This is a genomic window from Salipiger sp. D13, from assembly GCF_003703915.1.
Taxonomy (GTDB): Bacteria; Pseudomonadota; Alphaproteobacteria; order Rhodobacterales; family Rhodobacteraceae; genus Salipiger; species Salipiger profundus.
In genome coordinates this window covers 482801-500927 of sequence record NZ_ML112591.1, presented here as the reverse complement: position 1 = coordinate 500927, position 18127 = coordinate 482801, and the positions used below count along the sequence as shown (strand labels likewise).

The window sequence follows — 18127 nt, the reverse complement described above, 5'->3', positions numbered from 1 at the left end:
CCTCTCGTACGATGTAACACACACCAATCAGCACCTCATCAGGATGTCAGCCGGTCACAAACCCTGCCGGCTTCGCCGTTCTGAATAACGTCCGCGCCCCGAGCTGGGGCCGGGCATTGTTGCGATGGCGCTCCGCTGTCGTGAAACGTTGTCACTGCCCTGATCTCTCTCAAATGCGAACGCAGCGATTTTCTCAGCCCCAAGGGCCGGCCTTGCCGCCGGAGCCTCGGGTCTCGCTCTTGCGCCCCCATGGTTGTTTGGAAGGTTGTTTGGAAGAGGATGACGCGGCCCGGCGGGGTGACCCTGCTCCGGGGCCGGCCATCTGCTGCAGGGCGGCGACCCGGTTCTCGGTCGCCGGGTGCGTGGCGAAGAGACTGTCCCGCTTGTGGGCATGCAGCGGATTGATGATGAACATATGCGCCGTGGCGGGGTTACGCTCGGCGGCGACGTTGTCGATCGAGGCCGCGCCGGCCTGAATGCGCTGCAGGGCCGAGGCGAGCCACAGCGGGTGGCCGCAGATCTCGGCCCCGGCCTTGTCGGCGGCATACTCCCGGGTTCGGCTGATGGCCATCTGCACGAGGGCCGCCGCGATGGGGGCGAGAAACATCATGGCGATCGTCCCCACGATGCCGAGGCCATTCTCGCGACGTCCTCCGAAGAACAGCGCGAAATTGGCCAGCATCGAGATTGCACCCGCAAAGGTCGCCGTGACCGTCATGATCGCGGTATCGTGGTTGCGGATGTGGGCCAGCTCGTGGGCGACGACCCCGGCCAACTCTTCGCGCGAGAGCGACTGGAGGAGGCCACGGGTTACCGCCACGGCGGCGTTGTTCGGGCTTCGGCCGGTGGCGAAGGCGTTGGGCTGAGGGGTGTCGATCAGGTAGACAACCGGGGTCGGCAAACCGGCGTTGCGCGCCAGTTCGGTCACCATCTGCGTCAGCCCATGGCGGTCATTAGGCCCGAGCGGGTGCGCGTTGTGCATCCGCAGGAGCATCTTGTCGGAGTTCCACCAGGTAAATACGTTCATACCCGCGGCCACGACAAGCGCGATGATCATGCCGCCGCTACCGCCGAGCAGGTAGCCGATGCCCATGAAGAGCGCGGTCATTGCCGCCATCAGGATGCCGGTTTTCACGTAGCCCATGGATGATCCCCCTCAGGCAAGAAAAGACTGTCTCGGAGGATATAGGGGCGGCTTGCGTCGGCACAAATACGAGCGCGCGGATGCATGCGCATCCAGAATGCGTCAGATCGGGGCTGGTCGGCCTCAGGCTTGGCCGACCGAGACCCTCGGGCCGGTGTTGCTCTGCTCTTCGGCGAGCAGCGAGTCGATTTCAAGGCGCAGATCTTTGACGTCTTCGATCAACTCCGCCAGCTTCGCGGGGGCGTCCGCGACCGGGTCCGCCATGTGCTCGAGATCGCGCGCCCGCGCTGCAAGTTGGTCGCAGTTGAACGTCCCGCAAATTCCGACGATGGAGTGAAGCGCGCGACGGCGGGCCTCGATGGGGGATTCCGCGGAGGCATCGGATGGTCCGGCCTCGAGCGTGCCGAGATGCCGGTCGATATCCGAGCGGGCCGCTTCCAGCATCCGGGGCGCGATCGTATCGTCGAATTCCTCGGTCAGTTCCTTGAGGCGGTCGCGCAGACGGTCGGCCTCGTCGAACCGTCCGGCAGGGGGCGCAGATGAGGGCAGGGCGGCGGTTTGCACGGTGGCACTGCCGGTCCGGGCAATGAAACCCGGTGCCAGCGCCTGGGCCGCGTCGCGCCGCTCGGCGTAGCCGCGCCAGCGATGCAGCGTCTTGGCAAGTTCGGCCCGGATCACTGGCTTGGTGAGAACGTCGTCGAAACCGGCCTCCCGGTAGAAAGTCTGCTGCTCCTCGCTGACGTGCGCGGTCAGCGCGATGATCGGCATCTCTTGGCAGGAGCCGCCCAGCTGGCGGATGCGGCGCATCGCCTCGGGTCCGTCCATCACCGGCATCGAAACGTCCATCAGGATCATGTCGTAGTCGAAGGCCTCGACCGCTTCGATCGCCTCGCTGCCGTTCAGCACCATGTCGGGGGTCTGTCCGAGGCGCTCGAGCATGGATCGCGCGACGATCTGGTTGGTGCTGTTGTCCTCGGCCACGAGAATGCGCATGCGCGGCAGGTCGGGAAGGGCCTGTTCGGCTGTCTCCTTGGTGTAGGCGTCGGTGACCTTTACCGGGATGTCCATCCAGAAGGAGGACCCGGAGCCTTCGGTGCTGCGGAACGCCATCTCGCCGCCCATCATCTCGGCAAGGCTGAGACTGATCGAAAGGCCGAGACCGGTGCCGCCGAAGCGGTCGGAGTAGGAGGTACCGAGCTGTTCGAAACGCCCGAAAACGCGGGACTGGTGTTTCTCGGGGATGCCCGAACCGGTGTCGGTCACGCAAAAGCGCAGCCGCGCGTCCTCGGTCCCGACCGGGTCGAGCTGCGAGACCGTCAGCATCACGCTGCCGTTCGAGGTGAATTTCACAGCGTTGCTTACAAGGTTCGACAGCACCTGCCGCACGCGACCGGAGTCGGCCACCAGCCACGGCGGCACCCCGTCCTGAATCGCGCTGTCGAGGTGAATGCGCTTTTCCTGCGCGCGATGCGCGTAGAGATGCACCACGCTGCGGACCAGCGCGTTCAGTTCGAACGGCTCCTCTTCGAGCTCGAGCTTGCCGGCTTCGATCTTGGAGGCGTCGAGGATGTCGTTGAGAATCACCAGGAGCGAATTGGCACTGTTGCGTGCAACGGTCAGGCTCTGGCGCTGCTCAGGCGAAAGGTCGGTGTCTCCGAGCGCTCCGAGCATCCCCAGAACGCCGTTCATGGGTGTGCGCAGTTCGTGGCTGATCACGGCGAGAAATTCGCTCTTGGCGGCGTTCGCGCGCTCGGCGGCCTCGACCGCTGCCTCGAGGGCTTGCTCGCGCTTCACGTGTTCCGAGATGTCGCGGATCGTGGACACCATCTGCAGCGGCGTGCCGCGCGAATCTGCAAGCAGCTCCGAGAGCGCCTCGACCTCGAGCACCCGTCCGTCACGCGCGCGCAGGCGGAAAACGATCTCGCGCCGTTCGGGCTGGCCGGAGAGCGCAGAGGCCTCGAGGGCGACTCTCTCGCTTTCCACGACGCTGTCGACGTATTCGGGCAGCAACATGCTCTTGAACGTCTCGCCGCTCATGCGGCCGCCGGGGTCGAGCGCAAGCAGCCGGGCGTATTCGTCCGACCATTCCACCACGTCGCGGCGGAAGTCCCAGCGCACCGTTCCGACGCGTGCAATGCGCTGCGCCTCGCGCAGGTCATGAGTCAGCACTGCAAGCTTTCGGCTGCGCGCGCGGTGGCGCAGAGCCTGAACGATCAGGACGGACACGACGAAGGCGAGTGCTGCGAGCAGAAGCCAGGACTGGGGCGGTGTGAGAGTCATCGGGTCACCACCGGTCGTGCGCCACGCCCGCAGATGGTCGCCTGTGCATCACGCCGGCCTCTTGCCGGAATCGCGGGACGGCCGTCGGTTTGACGGGCCTTGCGCTTCACGATGGAGACCTCTGCCGGCGACACGTTGATTTCCGCCAGGGGGTCAAACTGGTAGACATACATCTGCAACACTGAATGGAGCCCTAATTTACCTGCTCTACACTAAGTTGCGATGAGCGAATTTGAAAGCACTGAGAGCGCGGGATTTCCTCGCTGAAAGTATGTTTCAATTCGGCAACAAGCGGCACGATAGCGGCGTGCCCTGCCGAGAGGCTCGGGAAGGTTGCGGGTGATGGAGAGCGTAAATTTCCGTAGCTGACGACCGGACCCCATACAGCGCAGGCGCTTCTGTTCCGGACGACCTTGGAAGCGCGCGCTCCGAGACCGCGGCGGGCGGATCGCGCAACTCGAAGGGCGGCGATCAATCGTTGGGGTGTTCGGACTTGTTTGGAGGAGCTCCCCGCGACAAAGGCGATATTGCCTTCGTCGGGGAGTGCAGTGGTGAGCCGTGCAGGATTCGAACCTGCGACCCACTGATTAAAAGTCAGTTGCTCTACCAACTGAGCTAACGGCCCACTGTGCGGGCGCTTCTAGAAAGACTGGCCGATAGGGTCAACCGGAAAAATGGCATTCGGGCAAAGAAAATTCGTGGGGCCCGGTGGCGGCTCTGGAAAGGGTGCTTCAACGCGCGTATATGCGCGCAATGGAACGCGCCCCCGATAGTCTGCCCTTCATGAAGATGCACGGTCTCGGCAACGACTTCGTCGTGCTGGATGCCCGTGCGCGCCCGCACGGGCTGACGCCTGCTCTGGTGCAGGCGATCGCCGACCGGCACCGCGGTGTCGGCTTCGACCAGCTCGCGGTGATCGGGGCGGGCGCCGGGGATGCGACGCTGACCTTCTACAATGCCGACGGCTCGACCGCCGGGGCTTGCGGCAACGCGACCCGCTGCATCGCGCGTCATCTCATGGACGAGAGCGGCAAGACGGCGCTTCGGCTGGTGACCGAGCGTGGCACGCTGCTTGCCGAGGACGCGGGCGCGGGGCTGACCTCGGTGAACATGGGCCAGCCGCAGCTGCGCTGGGACGAGATCCCGCTCGCCGAGGAGATGGATACGCTCGAACTGCCCATCGAGGGCGCGCCGACGGCGACCGGCATGGGCAACCCGCATTGCACCTTCTTCGTCGACGATGCCGAAGCGGTCGACCTGCCGACCTTCGGCGCCGCGCATGAGACGCACCCGCTCTACCCCGAGCGGACCAACGTGCAGGTGGCAAGCCTGCTCGGCCCCGATCACCTGCGCATGCGGGTCTGGGAGCGCGGAGTCGGCATCACGCTGGCGTCGGGATCGTCGTCCTGTGCGACCGCGGTCGCCGCCGCACGGCGCGGCCTGACCGGCCGCAAGGTGACGATCGAGCTCGACGGTGGCACGCTGCAGATCGATTGGCGCGACGACGGCGTCTGGATGACCGGCGGCACCGCGCATGTCTTCGATGGCGTCCTGACCCGCGACTGGCTGGAGGCGAACCGATGAGCGCTCCGAAATTCACCACGCTGGGCTGCCGGCTGAATGCCTACGAGACCGAGGCGATGAAGGCGCTTGCCGACGAGGCCGGCGTCGGCGACGCGGTGGTCGTGAACACCTGTGCCGTGACCGCCGAGGCGGTGCGCAAGGCGCGGCAGGAGATTCGCCGCCTGCGCCGCGAGAACCCCGACGCGCGGGTCATCGTCACCGGCTGCGCCGCGCAGATCGACCCCGACAGCTTCTCGGCCATGGCCGAGGTCGACGCGGTGATCGGCAACACCGAGAAGATGGCGCCCGAGACATGGGCCGGCCTGCGGGCCGATTTCATCGGCGAGACCGAGCGTGTGCAGGTCAACGACATCATGTCGGTGAACGAGACCGCGGGCCACCTGATCGACGGCTTCGGCACGCGTTCGCGGGCCTACGTGCAGGTTCAGAACGGCTGCGATCATCGCTGCACCTTCTGCATCATCCCCTATGGCCGGGGCAATTCGCGCTCGGTGCCGGCCGGGGTCGTGGTGGACCAGGTCAAGCGGCTGGTCCAGAAGGGCTACAACGAGGTGGTGCTGACCGGCGTCGACCTGACCTCCTGGGGCGCCGACCTGCCGGGCACGCCGCGTCTGGGCGATCTGGTGATGCGGCTGCTGAAGCTCACCGACGTGCCGCGCCTGCGGATCTCCTCGATCGACAGCATCGAGGCCGACGAGAATCTCATGCAGGCCATCGCCACCGAGCCCCGGCTGATGCCGCACCTGCACCTCAGTCTGCAGCATGGCGACGACCTGATCCTCAAGCGCATGAAGCGGCGCCACCTGCGCGACGACGCCATCGCCTTTACCGAGGAGGCGCGCCGCCTGCGTCCGGACATCACCTTCGGGGCCGACATCATCGCCGGTTTCCCGACCGAGACCGAGGCGCATTTCGAGAACTCGCTGAAGCTGGTCGAGGATTGCAACCTCACGTGGCTGCACGTCTTCCCCTATTCCTCGCGTCCGGGCACCCCGGCAGCGAAGATCCCCAGCAAGGTCGACGGCAACACGATCAAGGCGCGCGCCGCGCGGCTGCGCGCCGCGGGGGCGGCGGCGGTCGAGCGCCATCTTGCCGCGCAGCAGGGGGCGACGCACCGGATCCTGATGGAAGCGCCCGACATGGGGCGCACCGAGCAGTTCACCGAGGTGACCCTGACCACGCCGCGGACCGAGGGCGAGATCATCACCGCCACGATCACCGGCCGTGACGGCCAGCGGCTGGTGGCCTGAGCCATGCACCCCAACCCGGCATTTCGCGATACGGTGCAGGCGGAAAGCCTGCGCTTCGTGAGGGAACGGGCCTTCGGCATGCTCGCGGTCTCCGGGGAGGGTGCGCCTCTGCTGAGCCACGTGCCCTTCCTGCTGTCCGATGACGGGGCCCATGCCGACCTGCACCTCGTGCGGTCGAACCCGATCAGCCGTGCGGTAGGGGCGGGCCTTGCGGCGCGGCTCGCGGTGTCGGGGGCCGACGGCTATGTCTCGCCCGACTGGTATGGTCTCGGGCCCGACCAGGTGCCCACGTGGAACTATGTCGCGGTGCACCTCACCGGACGGCTCGTGCCGCTGCCGGATGACGCGCTCGAACCGCTGCTTGCCGCGCAGTCCGCCTCCTTCGAGGCGCGGCTGCCGAAGCGGCCGTGGACGATGGACAAGATGACGGCAGAGACAAAGGCCCGCCTCATCCGCATGATCCGGCCTTTCCGGCTCGAGATCGCGCAGGTCGACAGCACGTGGAAGCTGGGCCAGAACAAACCCGACGACGCACGTCAGGCCGCTGCCGGTGCGGTCGCGGGCGGCTTCGGGCAGGAGCTCGAGGCGCTCGCCGCCCTGATGCAATCGCCTCCTGCGATAGACTGATCGTTTGCGGTCGCGCGACGAATACTGCATGACGGTGCAATGACACGCGCATCCCAGGCTCTTCTCGTCCATCTGTTCACGGCAACCGGCGCGGTCTTCGCGATGCTTGCGCTGCTTGCTGCCGCACAGGAGGACTGGTCGCTGATGTTCCTCTGGCTGGTCGTGGCCTTCTTCGTCGACGGGCTCGACGGGCCGATGGCGCGGAAATACGAGGTCAAGACGAACTTCCCGCGCTTCGACGGCGTCATCCTCGACCTGATCATCGACTACCTCACCTATGTCTTCATCCCGGCCTTCGCGCTGTTCCAGTCGGGGCTGCTGCCGGGCTGGACCGGCTGGGTGGCGATCATCCTCATCACCTTTGCCAGCGCGCTCTATTTCGCCGACAGCCGGATGAAGACCGAGGACAACTCGTTCCACGGCTTTCCGGGCTGCTGGAACATGCTCGTGCTGGTGCTCTTCGCGGTGCAGCCGAACTTCTGGGTGATCCTGACGCTGGTGGGCGTGCTCGCCGTTGCCATGTTCCTGCCGCTGAAATTCATCCACCCGGTGCGGACAGAGCGCTGGCGCCCGCTGTCGCTTCCGATCGCGCTGGCTTGGACGTTCTTCGCGGGCTGGGCGGCGGTCGTAGACTTCCACCCCGAGAGCTGGGCGATCTGGGGGCTTGTCGTGACCTCGATCTACCTGATCTTCGTCGGCATCGTGCAGCAGCTCGTCCCGCAGCGGAAAGGCTGAGCGGCGCTCAGCCCTTGCCGAACGCCTCGCGCCAGTGCCGGCGGCAGAGCGAGATGTAGGTCTCGTTGCCGCCGATCTGCACCTGGTCGCCGTCGATCACCACACGGCCCTCGCCGTCTTTCCGGATGACCATCGTCGCCTTGCGGCCGCAATGGCAGATCGTGCGCACCTCGCGCAGCGTATCGGCCAGCGCGAGCAGCACGGCGGAGCCCGGAAACAGCTGGCCCCGGAAGTCGACACGCAGCCCGTAGGCCATCACCGGGATCTTCAGATCGTCCGCCACGCGCGCAAGCTGCCACACCTGCGTTTCTGTCAGGAACTGCGCCTCGTCGACGAAGATGCAGGCCAGCTGGCGCGCGTCGTGCTTTGCCGCGATACGGGCGAAGAGATCATCCTCGGGGGTGAAGGTATCGGCCTCGCGCCCGAGCCCGATGCGCGAGCCGATGCGGCCCTCGCCGGCGCGGGTGTCGAGCCGCGCGGTGAGCAGGTAGACCTCCATCCCGCGTTCGCCGTAGTTGTGCGCCGCCTGCAGCAGCAGCGTCGACTTGCCGGCGTTCATGGTGGAGTAGTTGAAATAGAGCTTCGCCATGCGGCAGGCTCTTGCCGCAGCGCGCGGCCGGGTTCAAGACGGCGTGCCCAGCCATCGGAACGCGACGGCCTCGGCGTGACGTTCCGGTGCCGGAAAAAAGAATGCTCCCGCCGGGCGGGAGCATTCGTCGCATCTGAAATGCACTCTGGAAAAGATCGCGCAACGAGGGGCTTCGGGGTGACCGGAGACCTGGCACGGTGCCTCGAACAGCTTGTTAAAACGCGCTCTTTCTAGCTGCGGTGGCAGGTGCTGTCCCCGGTCCGACCCGGCGCTTCGAAGGAGAACCGCGCAGATTGATGACAATGCGGGCGGATGTTCACGAAAATGCGAGCTTTCGAGGCGGGCCGGGTGTGGGCCGGGTGGCCGGCGGACGCTAGACCGGCCGTCCCCAGAGGTCGTATTCACCGGCCTCGTCGACCTCGACCGTGACGATATCACCCGGCGAAAGCCGCTCGTGGCCCTCGTCGATGAAGAGGTTGCCGTCGATCTCGGGCGCGTCTGCCTTGGTGCGGCAGGTGGCGGCGTCGTCCTCGACCAGATCGACGATCACGTCCATTTTCCGGCCGACCTTGGCGGCAAGCTTCGCCTCGGAGATGGCCTGCGCCTTTTCCATGAAGCGGTCCCAGCGGTCCTGCTTGACCTCTGCGGGCACGTGGTCGGGCAGCGCGTTCGAGCGCGCGCCGGCGACGTTCTCGTACTGGAAGCAGCCGACACGGTCGAGCTGCGCCTCGTCCATCCAGTCGAGGAGGGTCTGGAACTCTTCCTCGGTCTCGCCGGGGTAGCCGACGATGAAGGTCGACCGCAGCACCACATCGGGGCAGGCGGCGCGCCAGGCGGCGATCTCGTCGAGCGTGCGGGCGGCGGCGGCAGGCCGCGCCATGCGCTTGAGGGTGTCCGGGTGGGCGTGCTGGAAGGGAATGTCGAGGTAGGGCAGGATGCCGCCCTCGGCCGCCTCGGCGGTGCCTTCCATCAGCGGGATCAGGTCGCGGACGTGCGGGTAGGGGTAGACGTAGTGCATCCGCACCCAGGCGCCTAGGCTGCCCAGATCGCGCGCCAGCGGCAGGATCGGCGCCTTCACCTCGCGGTCCTTCCAGTCGGTGCCATAGGCCGAGGTATCCTGGCTGATGACCAGCAGCTCCTTCACGCCCGCCTCGACCAGCTTCTCGGCCTCGCGCATCACCGCGCGATGCGGGCGAGAAGCGAGCTTGCCGCGCATGTCGGGGATGATGCAGAACTTGCAGGCGTGATTGCAGCCCTCGGAGATCTTGAGGTAGCTGTAATGACGGGGCGTGAGCTTCACGCCCGACGACGGCAGCAGGTCCACGAAGGGATCGGGCGCGGGCGGCACCGCGCCGTGCACGGCGTCGAGCACCTGCTCGTACTGGTGCGGCCCGGTCACGGCCAGCACCTTGGGGTGCGCGCCGGTGATGTAGTCGGGTTCCGCCCCGAGACAGCCCGTGACGATCACCCGGCCGTTTTCGGCCAGCGCCTCGCCGATGGCCTCAAGGCTTTCCGCCTTGGCGCTGTCGAGGAAGCCGCAGGTGTTCACGATCACCGCGTCGGCGCCGCTGTAGTCGGGCGAGATGCCGTAGCCCTCGGCGCGCAGCCGGGTGAGGATGCGTTCGCTGTCCACCAGCGCCTTGGGGCAGCCGAGCGAGACCATGCCGATGGTCGGCTGGCCGTCGCGTTTGGTTTCCGAGATGCGGGCGCGCGCCAGGTCGGGGCGCAGGTCGGGAGGATTCTGCATGGCGCGCATATAAGCGAGCCCGCGCCTTTGGGGAAGGCCTCACGGTCCACGGGGTTGACCTCACGCGCCCGCGACCTCCTTTAAGACAGTCTTAAGTTTAGTTTGTTTCGCAATTCGCAGACCGAAGGCCCGAGGCGCCGCGCCGCCGGGCCCCAGATGATGAAAGAGATGACATGATCGCACTCCTCAAGACCCGCCTGACGCTGGTACTGGCCATGGCGTTGCCGGTGGTGCTGTCCGCCTGCGGCGTCGTTCCGGCGGCCATGCAGCCCGGCGGCATCAGCGCCGAGACCCGCGCGATGTACGCCGCGACGGAGTACGAGGGGATCGAGGTTCCGGCGATTCCGGCCGAGTACCTCTCGGAGGAAAAGAAGCGGCAGCTGGTGGAATATCACGCGCCCTATCCGGCGGGCAGCATCGTGGTCGATCCCGGCGGCAAGTATCTTTACCACCTGCAAGGCGACGACACCGCGATGCGCTACCTCGTGGCGGTGGGCGCGGCAGGGCACAGCTTCTCGGGCAGGGCGACGATCCCGGTCAAGCGCGACTGGCCATCGTGGACCCCCACCAAGAACATGCTGAAGCGCGACCCCGAGACCTACGGCCCCGTGGCCTCGGGTCTGCCGGGCGGGCTCGACAACCCGCTGGGCGCACGGGCGCTCTACCTCTATCGCAACGGTCGGGACACGCTCTACCGCATTCATGGCACGCCGAGCCCCTGGACCGTCGGGCATGCCACATCGTCGGGCTGCATTCGCCTGTTCAACCAGGACATCATCCATCTTGGAGACGAGGTCGACCGGGGTGCGCAGGTCATCGTGCTGGACAAGAGCGAGGCCGGCAAATGGACGGCCGATGATGGCGCCGAAGAGCCCGCCGCCTGATCTTCTGCCGCGGGCCGACCGAGCCTTAAGTTTCGCTTAAGGCTCGGCTGGTCTTGCGAGGCTGCGGCCGCAGGTGGCCGCGGCTGAGCAAGGAGCGGAAAACATGTCTGATCGCCTGACGAGGCGCCATGCCCTCGCCACCGGGCTGGCTGTCGCCGGAACGGCCCTGCTGCCCGCCACCGTCCGGGCCGAGGGTATTCAACGGCGCAACACGTCCAGCTTTTCGATGCAGGACTGGCGCGATCACTTCGAGGATCTCGGCAAGGCGAGCGTCGTCTGCGACACCACCTCGCGGGCGCTGCACTTCTGGTCCGGGGATGGCAAAGACTACCGGATCTATCCAACGTCGGTGCCCCTCACCGAAGAGCTGACGAAACGTGGCTACACCGAGATCGTGCGCAAGAAGGTGGGGCCCTCGTGGACGCCGACGCCTTCGCAGCTCGAACGCTACCCCGACTGGAAGCCGATCCCGCCGGGGCCCGAGAACCCGCTGGGCACCCATGCCATGTACCTGAGCTGGCCCGCCTATATCATCCACGGCACGCACGATACGCGGAAGATCGGCCGCCGCAGTTCGGACGGCTGCATCGGTCTCTACAACGAGAAGATCGCCGAGCTTTACCAGCTATGTCCCATCGGCACGCAGGTGCGGGTGATCTGACGACCGGACAGGGGCGCCCGGCCGATTGGGGCCGGGCGACTCTCGGGGCGGGCGGCAGTCCCTTGGGCCGCCCGCTCTGAATTCCGGCACCGCTTGGAATGCGGGCATGGTGTCCGGCGCCTCCATCCTCGGAAATGCCGAAGCCAGGCTTCGAAATGCCTTTCTTTTCCCGAATGCGCAGGTCGGGCAATCCTGTCTCGTCCTCGCGATGCGGCCCGTCACTTGACGCGGGCCCGCGGTCGGAGGACGACTTGATCCTGCCCGGCGGTTCCATGTGCTGCCGTGGCGCGCGTTGCGGGAGCCCAGAGCATGACCATCCACGACCCGGCTGCCGAACTTCGGGCCAATGTCGCCACGCCCTTCGAGGCGGCGCGGGCGATGCCGATTTCCGTCTACACCTCCGAGACCTTCCTCGCGCTCGAGCAGGAGCACGTCTTCGCGAAAAGCTGGCTCTGCGCGGGCCGTGCCGACGCGCTGAAGGCGCCGGGCGACTACCTGACGATGGAGATCGCCGGTGAGCCGATCATCGTGCTGCGCGACCGGCAGGGGACGCTGCGGGCGATGTCGAACGTCTGCCGGCACCGCATGTCGATCCTGCTGGAGGGGCGCGGCACCGTGCGGACGATCATCTGCCCCTACCACGCATGGACCTACAACCTCGATGGCTCGCTGCGCGGTGCGCCGGCGATGGAGCTCAACGAGAGCTTCTGCAAGGAAGCCTCCGGCCTGCCGGCAATCCGCTGCGTAGACTGGAAGGGATGGATCATGGTCACGCTCGACCCCGACCTGCCCGAGCCCGGGGAGACGCTGCGCGAGATGGACGATCTCGTCGGCTACCTGCCGATGCAGGATTACGTCGAGGTCTTCCGCGAAGAGCATCGCTGGAACACCAACTGGAAGATCCTCGCCGAGAACTTCATGGAGAGCTACCACCTGCCGATGTGCCACGGGGGCACCATCGGCGGCGCCGTGGACCTGAAGAAGATGACCTGTCCCGAGGGCTTCCCGGGCTTCAACTTCCACCACATCCTCAAGGACGACTCGGTGGCGCTGAGCATCGCGCACCGGGACAACACCACGCTCGAGGGAGACGACCGTTACCGGACGTGGCTCATCTCGGTCTACCCGTCGCTGATGATTACCCTCACGCCGGGGTATTTCTGGTATCTCTGCCTCACGCCCGACGGGCCGGGGCACGTGAAGATCCTCTACGGCGGCGGGTTGCACCCGGATTTCGCCAGCGATCCCGAAGCACCGGCGCATTTCGAGGCGCTGAAGACGCTGCTCGATGCGGTCAACGACGAGGACCGGGGCTGCACCGAGCGGGTCTGGAAGGGCATGCAGGCGCGCCACGCGAAACCCGGTGCCCTGTCGCACCTGGAGCGGCCAAACTACGAGTTCGCGCGCTGGATCGCCGGGCGTATGCCTGGCTGAGCGTGGCTCAGACGCGCCGGGCGCGCAGGCCGCGGATCTGGCGCAGGGTCTCGGTCGGCGGCACGGTGCGGAAGATGTCGCCCAGCATGGCGACGTCGGCGCGCAGCCCGTCGATCCAGCCGCCGCGCTTCTCGTGCTTGAAGGGGCTCTCGACGCCGGGCCAGCGGACCACGGCGACCCGCAGGTCGGCCTCGAGCCACAGCCGGTTGATGAAGACCTCGAGCCCGAAGCGCGGCAGTTCTTGCAGCGTGTCGGTCCGGTCGGCCAGCAGGTGGCGCGGCATCACGCGCTCGCCCGAGATGTAGTCGATCCCGATCAGTCGCCAGGGCAGGGGCGCGTTGCGGCGCAGGCTGAGCGTGGCCTCGGCCCGCCCCTCGGTCACCGGGGAGATCAGCGCGCCGATCTGGTCCGCGTCGAGCCCGAGCAGGTCGCTGTCGAGAAGCAGGATGTGGCTGCACCGCGCCTCCGCGATTCCGCGCGCCACGGCGCGGGTCTTGCCGCCGTTCCGGGGCTGGCGGAAGACGCGCAGTGCGGGGGCGTCCGCCGCGTGCCGGTCGGCCTCGTCGGCGGTGCCGTCGGCCGAGCCGTCATCGACCACGATGACCTCGTCGATCATCGGGTGCCCCTTCACCGCCGCCAGCACCGCGCCGATGCGCGGAGCCTCGTTGTAGGCGGGGATGATGCAGGAGATGGTCGGCGCCCGTGTCATTTCCGGGCCGCGCGCTTGAGAAACCAGATGATGCCACCCATGACGAGCAGGCCGAGCAGAAGCAGCGAGGCGCGGGCGATCCAGTCGTCGATCTGGCTGTAGGCGGCGCCGAAGGCATAGCCGATCACCACGAAGAACAGGCTCTTGGGGATCGTTGCCAGAAGGTTGACCCAGAAGAACTTCAGCATCGGCATCCGCGCCAGCCCGGCGGCGACCAGCACCGCGGCCCCGGCGGAATGGGTGAGCTTGCCGAAGACGAGCGTGCGTCCGCCCCGGTCCTTGAAATGCCCGGCCACCTGCGCGAGCCGCCCCCGGCTCAGGCCCATCCGGTAGCGCCAGCGCAGCGGCAGGCGATGCAGGCCCCAGCGCCCGAGGGCGTAGAACAGCACGTCGCCGAAGAGATCCGCGAGGATGACCACGACGCTGACGCTCCATACGTCGAGCAGGCCGCGGCTGGCGAGCCATGCGGCGATGACCGTGACGATGGGCCCCTCAAGCACCGCGATGGGCGCCACGATGGCCAGACCGTTCTTGGCGATCAGGGCCGTCACTGTTTCCAATCCGAACAAGGCCTACTCCGCAGGGCCCGCCGTGCCTGCGGGCGCCATATCCGTTCCGCGCCACGTGATGCCGCGCCCCGTCCATGTGGCAAGCCAGAGCGCCGGAAGCAAGGCGTCCCGGACGATCATCGCGGCCAGGTCTCGGGGCGTTGCCGGCCAGCCGGCAACGCGCGCCAGCGCGATCTCTGCCCCATACCAGGCCAGCAGCAGCACCGGGAGCAGAATCCACGGCACCGTTCCCAGCGCCGCGAGGGTGACGAGGGCCGCGACCGGCACCAGCGGCCCCTGCGCGATCTCGGCCATGAAGATCAGCGGAAAGCCGTCACGCCGGACGCGGCTCCAGCGCAGCTGGCGGTCCCATACGAAACGCGCGCTGCGGTCGCCCACGGGTTGCGGAAAGAGCTTAGGGGTCAGCCGGACCCGCAGGCCCTGCGCCCGCACCAGCTTGGTCGAGGCGACATCCTCGGCAAGGTTTCGGCCAAGGGCAGGCAGGCCGCCGCCGGCTTCCAGCACCTTGCGGTTCCAGAACAGCGTCTTGCCTTGCGCGAAGCCCATGCCCAGCGAGTCGGCCGCGAGCTGCCAGCGCCCCTGCGATGTATTGAGAAAGGCGCATTCCACGGCGCCCCAGAAGTTGCCCGGGCGGATGCCCGACGGCGGCGAGGAGACAAGCCCCGTGTCGCTTTGCCATGTGGCGGCGAGCGTGCGCAGGTAGTCCGGCGGCAGCAGCAGGTTGCTGTCGGTCATCACCACCCATTCGCTGCGGGCCGCGCGGTAGCCCTTGGCGACGTTGTTGAGCTTGGGGTTGCCACTCATCCGGGTTTCGCCGCAGAGGAGCGTCGCCTCGATCTGCGGGTTCTCGGCGATCAGGCGGCGCACCAGCGCGACCGCCGGATCGCTTTCCGAGGGGGCGCAGAAGATGATCTCGTAGCGCGGGTAATCCTGCCGGAAGGACGAGGCCAGCGTCTCGGCGTCGAAGGCATCGACGCCGCAGACGGGCCGCACGAGCGAAACGTAGGGCAGCCGGTGGTCCTCGGTGTCGGGAGCGGCTGCCGACCGGTGACGCCACGCGGCCAGCGCGGCGGTGAGCAGGTGGGTACCGAGTGTCGCGGCGACGATGGCAAACAGAATGGCTTCGATCATGCGACACCTCCGGCGAGCGCGCCCTTTTCGGCTGCGGCCTGCGCGGGCAGGGCACGGGACGCGCTGGGCTGCGGCGCGGGCACATGTTCGATGAGCCGGAGCTGGCCGCGCTGGTCCTCGGCGAGCGCGGTGAGGCTGTCGATCCAGTCGCCGCAGTTGGCGTAGAGGATACCCTCGTGCTGGCGCAGGGCAGGCTTGTGAGAGTGGCCGCAGATCACCCCGGTCGTGCCGGAGGCGCGCGCCAGCCGGATCAGCCGCTGCTCGAACCGGTCGCCCATCGCCATCAGTTGGTTGGCGCGGTCGATGATACGCTGGGCCGGGCTGCGATCCTCGGGCGATAGCTCGCCCCGCTTGCGTTGCCAGTCGTCCACCTGTCGCAGCACCGCGTCGAGCCGGCTGCCGAGACGGGTCATGAAATGCCAGCGCAGGAAGCGGGGGTCACACTGGTCGCCGTGCAGCACGAGAAGCCGGCGCCCTTCGGCGGTCTTGTGGATGACCGCCTCGCGCAGTTCCCAGTCTTCGATATTGGCATCCGGGGCCCGCATGACGGCGTCGTGGTTGCCCGGCAGGTAGACGATGCGTGCGCCGTCCCTTGCCCGGTCTCTCAGGTCGGAAAGCACGGCCTCATGTGTGTCGCTCCAGTAGATCCGTCCGCCGTGCCAGAGATCGAAGATGTCACCCACGAGGTAGATCTTGGCCGCGTCGACCTCGCGCAGGAAGTTCAGGACTTGGGACGGTCGGCAGGCGCGGGCCCCGAGGTGCAGATCGGAGAGAAATACGCTCCGAAGGCTGCTCTGGGCGTCTTTGCCGGCGGGAGAGGACGGCATGCGGGGCAACTTCCTTGTTCGCTCGTCCGCCTTATGTAGGCAGGATGTATCGGGAATATGACGTGCAACTAACGGCTTACTAACGAAGTTGGGCGGCTCGGCGTTCCCGTCAAGTCGCGGATGCTTTCTGCCCTGCGACGGAATGTCTTGGTCGCGTCAGCCGTCCGCGCGTCGGGCACGGGCGATGGCATCCTTGGCGACCGAGACCGCCTTGATGATGGCGAAGACCTCCTGGCCTTCCCTCAGCCCGAGCGTGGTCACCGAGCGACGCGTGATCCGCGACAGCATCAGGTCGCCGCCCGCGTCGAGCTGGACGAGCGCACCGGGGCCGTCGCCCATGCGCAACGTCCGCACGCGGGCCCTGAAGATGTTGAGCGCCGAGATGTCGCGTGGTTCCCGCGTGGCGAGCATGACGTCCTGCGCCGCGATCTGCACCCGCAGGCGCGTGCCTGCCGGGGCTTCGACCTCGGGCACGAGAAGACGCAGGCCGCCGGGCGCCTCAAGCTCGGTCAGCCCGTCGGCGTGCTGATCCACCACCCGAACCTCGAGCACCGCGCCTGCGGCACCGGCCCCCAGGGGTGTCACGCCGGGATCTCCCAGCAGCTCGGTCGCCGAGCCCTGGCCGACGACGCGCCCGTCCTGAAGGGCGATGACCTCGGTCGCGAGCCGGGCAACCTCGTTCGGGGCGTGGCTGACGTAGAGGATGGGCGTCGCCACCTCGTCGCGCAGCCGCTCGAAGTAGGGCAGGATCTCGGCCTTGCGCGCCTCGTCGAGGGCGGCCAGAGGTTCGTCGGCAAGGATCAGGCGCGGGCTCGCGAGCAACGCCCGGCCGATGGCGACCCGCTGGCGTTCGCCGCCCGAAAGTCGTCCGGGCCGCCGGGCGAGCAGTGGGCCGATGCCGAGCATCTCGACGACGTGGTCGATGCGGGCCTCGGGCGCGGGCTCGGGGGCGAAGTGCCGCCCGTAGAGCAGGTTCTGCCGCACCGTGAGATGTGGAAACAGCCGCGCATCCTGGAAGATGTAGCCGAGCCGGCGCTTGTGCGGCGGGAGGCAGACCCGCGCCTCGCTGTCGAAGAGCACCCGGCCGTCGACCGCGATGCGACCGGCATCCGGGCGCAGCAGGCCGGCGACGGCGTTGATGATCGTGGTCTTGCCCGAGCCGGACCGCCCGTAGAGCACGGTCAGGCCGGGCGGGGCATCGAACGCCACATCCATGTCGAAATGGCCGAGACGATGGCGAAGCGCGACGGTCAGGCTCATGCGCCCGAGATCCTGCGCGCGATGCGGCGCGACATGACCTCGGAGAGGATCAGCGCGGTCATGGCGATGACGACTGACACCACCACGAGCCGCAGCGCCGAGGCCTCGCCGCCGGGGATTTGCAGGAAGGCATAGATCGCCGAGGGCAAGGTCTGGGTCTGGCCGGGGATGTTCGACACGAAGGTGATCGTCGCGCCGAATTCTCCCATGGCCTTGGCGAAGGCGAGGATCGCCCCCGCAAGCACCCCCGGCAGGATGAGCGGCAGGGTGACGGTGGCAAAGACCCAGAGCCGCGAGGCGCCGAGCGTGGCGCCCGCCTCTTCAAGGCGGGGGTCGACGGCCTCGATCGAGAGCCGGATGGCCCGCACCATGAGCGGAAACGCCATGATCCCCGCCGCGAGTGCCGCACCGGTCCAGCGGAAGGCGAAGACGATACCGATCTCCTTCAGGGGCGCACCGATGGGGCCCCGCGTCCCGAAGGTCAGCAGCAGCAGGTAGCCGGTCACCACCGGCGGCAGGATCAGCGGCAGGTGCACGAGCCCGTTCACGACCTGCTTGCCGGGAAACTCCCAGCGCGCCAGCGCGTAGGCGGTGAGCACCCCGAATGGCAGACCGGCGAGCGTCGCCCAGAGCGCGACGCGCAACGACAGCGCGACGGCCTGCCATTCCTCGGGGCTGAGAAGGGTCATTCGCGGG

17 protein-coding genes and 1 tRNA gene are annotated in these 18127 nt (G+C 67.4%); 7 read left to right on the top strand and 11 right to left on the bottom strand.

What is annotated here, in order from left to right; all coding sequences use genetic code 11:
- Positions 1-193 precede the first annotated feature (193 nt).
- The 3 genes from htpX to D6860_RS06690 form a co-directional block, all read right to left on the bottom strand.
- Positions 194-1144: a zinc metalloprotease HtpX gene (gene htpX, locus D6860_RS06700; RefSeq protein ID WP_017467041.1), complete on the bottom strand. Its 951-nt coding sequence runs from the start codon at positions 1142-1144 to the stop codon at positions 194-196.
- 123 nt (positions 1145-1267) lie between these two features.
- The gene (locus D6860_RS06695; protein WP_017467040.1) at positions 1268-3424 is read right to left on the bottom strand and encodes an ATP-binding protein; all 2157 of its coding nucleotides are present in this window, start codon (positions 3422-3424) and stop codon (positions 1268-1270) included.
- 549 nt (positions 3425-3973) lie between these two features.
- Positions 3974-4049: transfer RNA gene (locus D6860_RS06690), tRNA-Lys, on the bottom strand.
- A gap of 119 nt (positions 4050-4168) precedes the next feature.
- On the opposite strand from D6860_RS06690, the gene dapF reads away from it, so the two are divergent.
- Genes dapF through D6860_RS06670 form a run of 4 tightly spaced genes read left to right on the top strand, consistent with a single transcriptional unit; the run spans position 4169 to position 7620 of the window.
- The gene (gene dapF, locus D6860_RS06685) at positions 4169-5008 is read left to right on the top strand and encodes a diaminopimelate epimerase (RefSeq protein ID WP_076622669.1); all 840 of its coding nucleotides are present in this window, start codon (positions 4169-4171) and stop codon (positions 5006-5008) included.
- Positions 5005-6258: a tRNA (N(6)-L-threonylcarbamoyladenosine(37)-C(2))-methylthiotransferase MtaB gene (gene mtaB / locus D6860_RS06680; RefSeq protein ID WP_076622668.1), complete on the top strand. Its 1254-nt coding sequence runs from the start codon at positions 5005-5007 to the stop codon at positions 6256-6258. The genes dapF and mtaB overlap by 4 nt, the downstream gene beginning before the upstream one ends.
- Positions 6259-6261: 3 nt before the next feature.
- Positions 6262-6885, top strand: coding sequence for an FMN-binding negative transcriptional regulator (locus D6860_RS06675; protein ID WP_017468556.1), 624 nt, complete (start codon positions 6262-6264; stop codon positions 6883-6885).
- A gap of 39 nt (positions 6886-6924) precedes the next feature.
- Positions 6925-7620, top strand: coding sequence for a CDP-alcohol phosphatidyltransferase family protein (locus D6860_RS06670; RefSeq protein ID WP_017468555.1), 696 nt, complete (start codon positions 6925-6927; stop codon positions 7618-7620).
- A gap of 7 nt (positions 7621-7627) precedes the next feature.
- Here D6860_RS06670 and D6860_RS06665 read toward each other — a convergent pair whose 3' ends face one another.
- Entirely contained in the window at positions 7628-8209 is a 582-nt protein-coding gene (locus tag D6860_RS06665) for a thymidine kinase (RefSeq protein WP_076622667.1), read from the bottom strand.
- 373 nt (positions 8210-8582) lie between these two features.
- A complete protein-coding gene (gene rimO / locus D6860_RS06660; protein WP_076622666.1) occupies positions 8583-9965 on the bottom strand; it encodes a 30S ribosomal protein S12 methylthiotransferase RimO in 1383 nt (460 codons plus the stop codon).
- A gap of 164 nt (positions 9966-10129) precedes the next feature.
- Here rimO and D6860_RS06655 point away from each other — a divergent pair, with 164 nt between their 5' ends.
- The 3 genes from D6860_RS06655 (at position 10130) to D6860_RS06645 (ending at position 12935) form a co-directional block, all read left to right on the top strand.
- A complete protein-coding gene (locus tag D6860_RS06655; protein WP_017468897.1) occupies positions 10130-10840 on the top strand; it encodes a L,D-transpeptidase in 711 nt (236 codons plus the stop codon).
- A 103-nt stretch (positions 10841-10943) separates the two neighbouring features.
- Complete coding sequence (locus D6860_RS06650) at positions 10944-11501, top strand: L,D-transpeptidase (protein WP_076622665.1); 558 nt, start codon at positions 10944-10946, stop codon at positions 11499-11501.
- A gap of 309 nt (positions 11502-11810) precedes the next feature.
- Positions 11811-12935, top strand: coding sequence for an aromatic ring-hydroxylating oxygenase subunit alpha (locus D6860_RS06645; protein WP_076622664.1), 1125 nt, complete (start codon positions 11811-11813; stop codon positions 12933-12935).
- Between the two features lie 7 nt (positions 12936-12942).
- On the opposite strand, the gene D6860_RS06640 is transcribed toward D6860_RS06645, so the two are convergent.
- From D6860_RS06640 to modB, 6 genes are all read right to left on the bottom strand, one after another.
- Positions 12943-13644, bottom strand: a complete 702-nt coding sequence (locus D6860_RS06640; protein WP_076622663.1) for a glycosyltransferase family 2 protein — start codon at positions 13642-13644, stop codon at positions 12943-12945.
- Positions 13641-14213, bottom strand: coding sequence for a DedA family protein (locus D6860_RS06635; protein WP_076622662.1), 573 nt, complete (start codon positions 14211-14213; stop codon positions 13641-13643). Before D6860_RS06635 ends, D6860_RS06640 begins: the two co-directional genes overlap by 4 nt.
- A gap of 3 nt (positions 14214-14216) precedes the next feature.
- Positions 14217-15344, bottom strand: a complete 1128-nt coding sequence (locus D6860_RS06630; RefSeq protein ID WP_017467902.1) for a ceramide glucosyltransferase — start codon at positions 15342-15344, stop codon at positions 14217-14219.
- Positions 15341-16171, bottom strand: coding sequence for a UDP-2,3-diacylglucosamine diphosphatase (locus tag D6860_RS06625; protein ID WP_076622661.1), 831 nt, complete (start codon positions 16169-16171; stop codon positions 15341-15343). Before D6860_RS06625 ends, D6860_RS06630 begins: the two co-directional genes overlap by 4 nt.
- A 156-nt stretch (positions 16172-16327) precedes the next feature.
- Positions 16328-17431: a molybdenum ABC transporter ATP-binding protein gene (gene modC / locus D6860_RS06620; RefSeq protein ID WP_076622660.1), complete on the bottom strand. Its 1104-nt coding sequence runs from the start codon at positions 17429-17431 to the stop codon at positions 16328-16330.
- Complete coding sequence (gene modB, locus D6860_RS06615) at positions 17428-18120, bottom strand: molybdate ABC transporter permease subunit (RefSeq protein WP_017468790.1); 693 nt, start codon at positions 18118-18120, stop codon at positions 17428-17430. The genes modC and modB overlap by 4 nt, the downstream gene beginning before the upstream one ends.
- Positions 18121-18127: the final 7 nt, after the last annotated feature.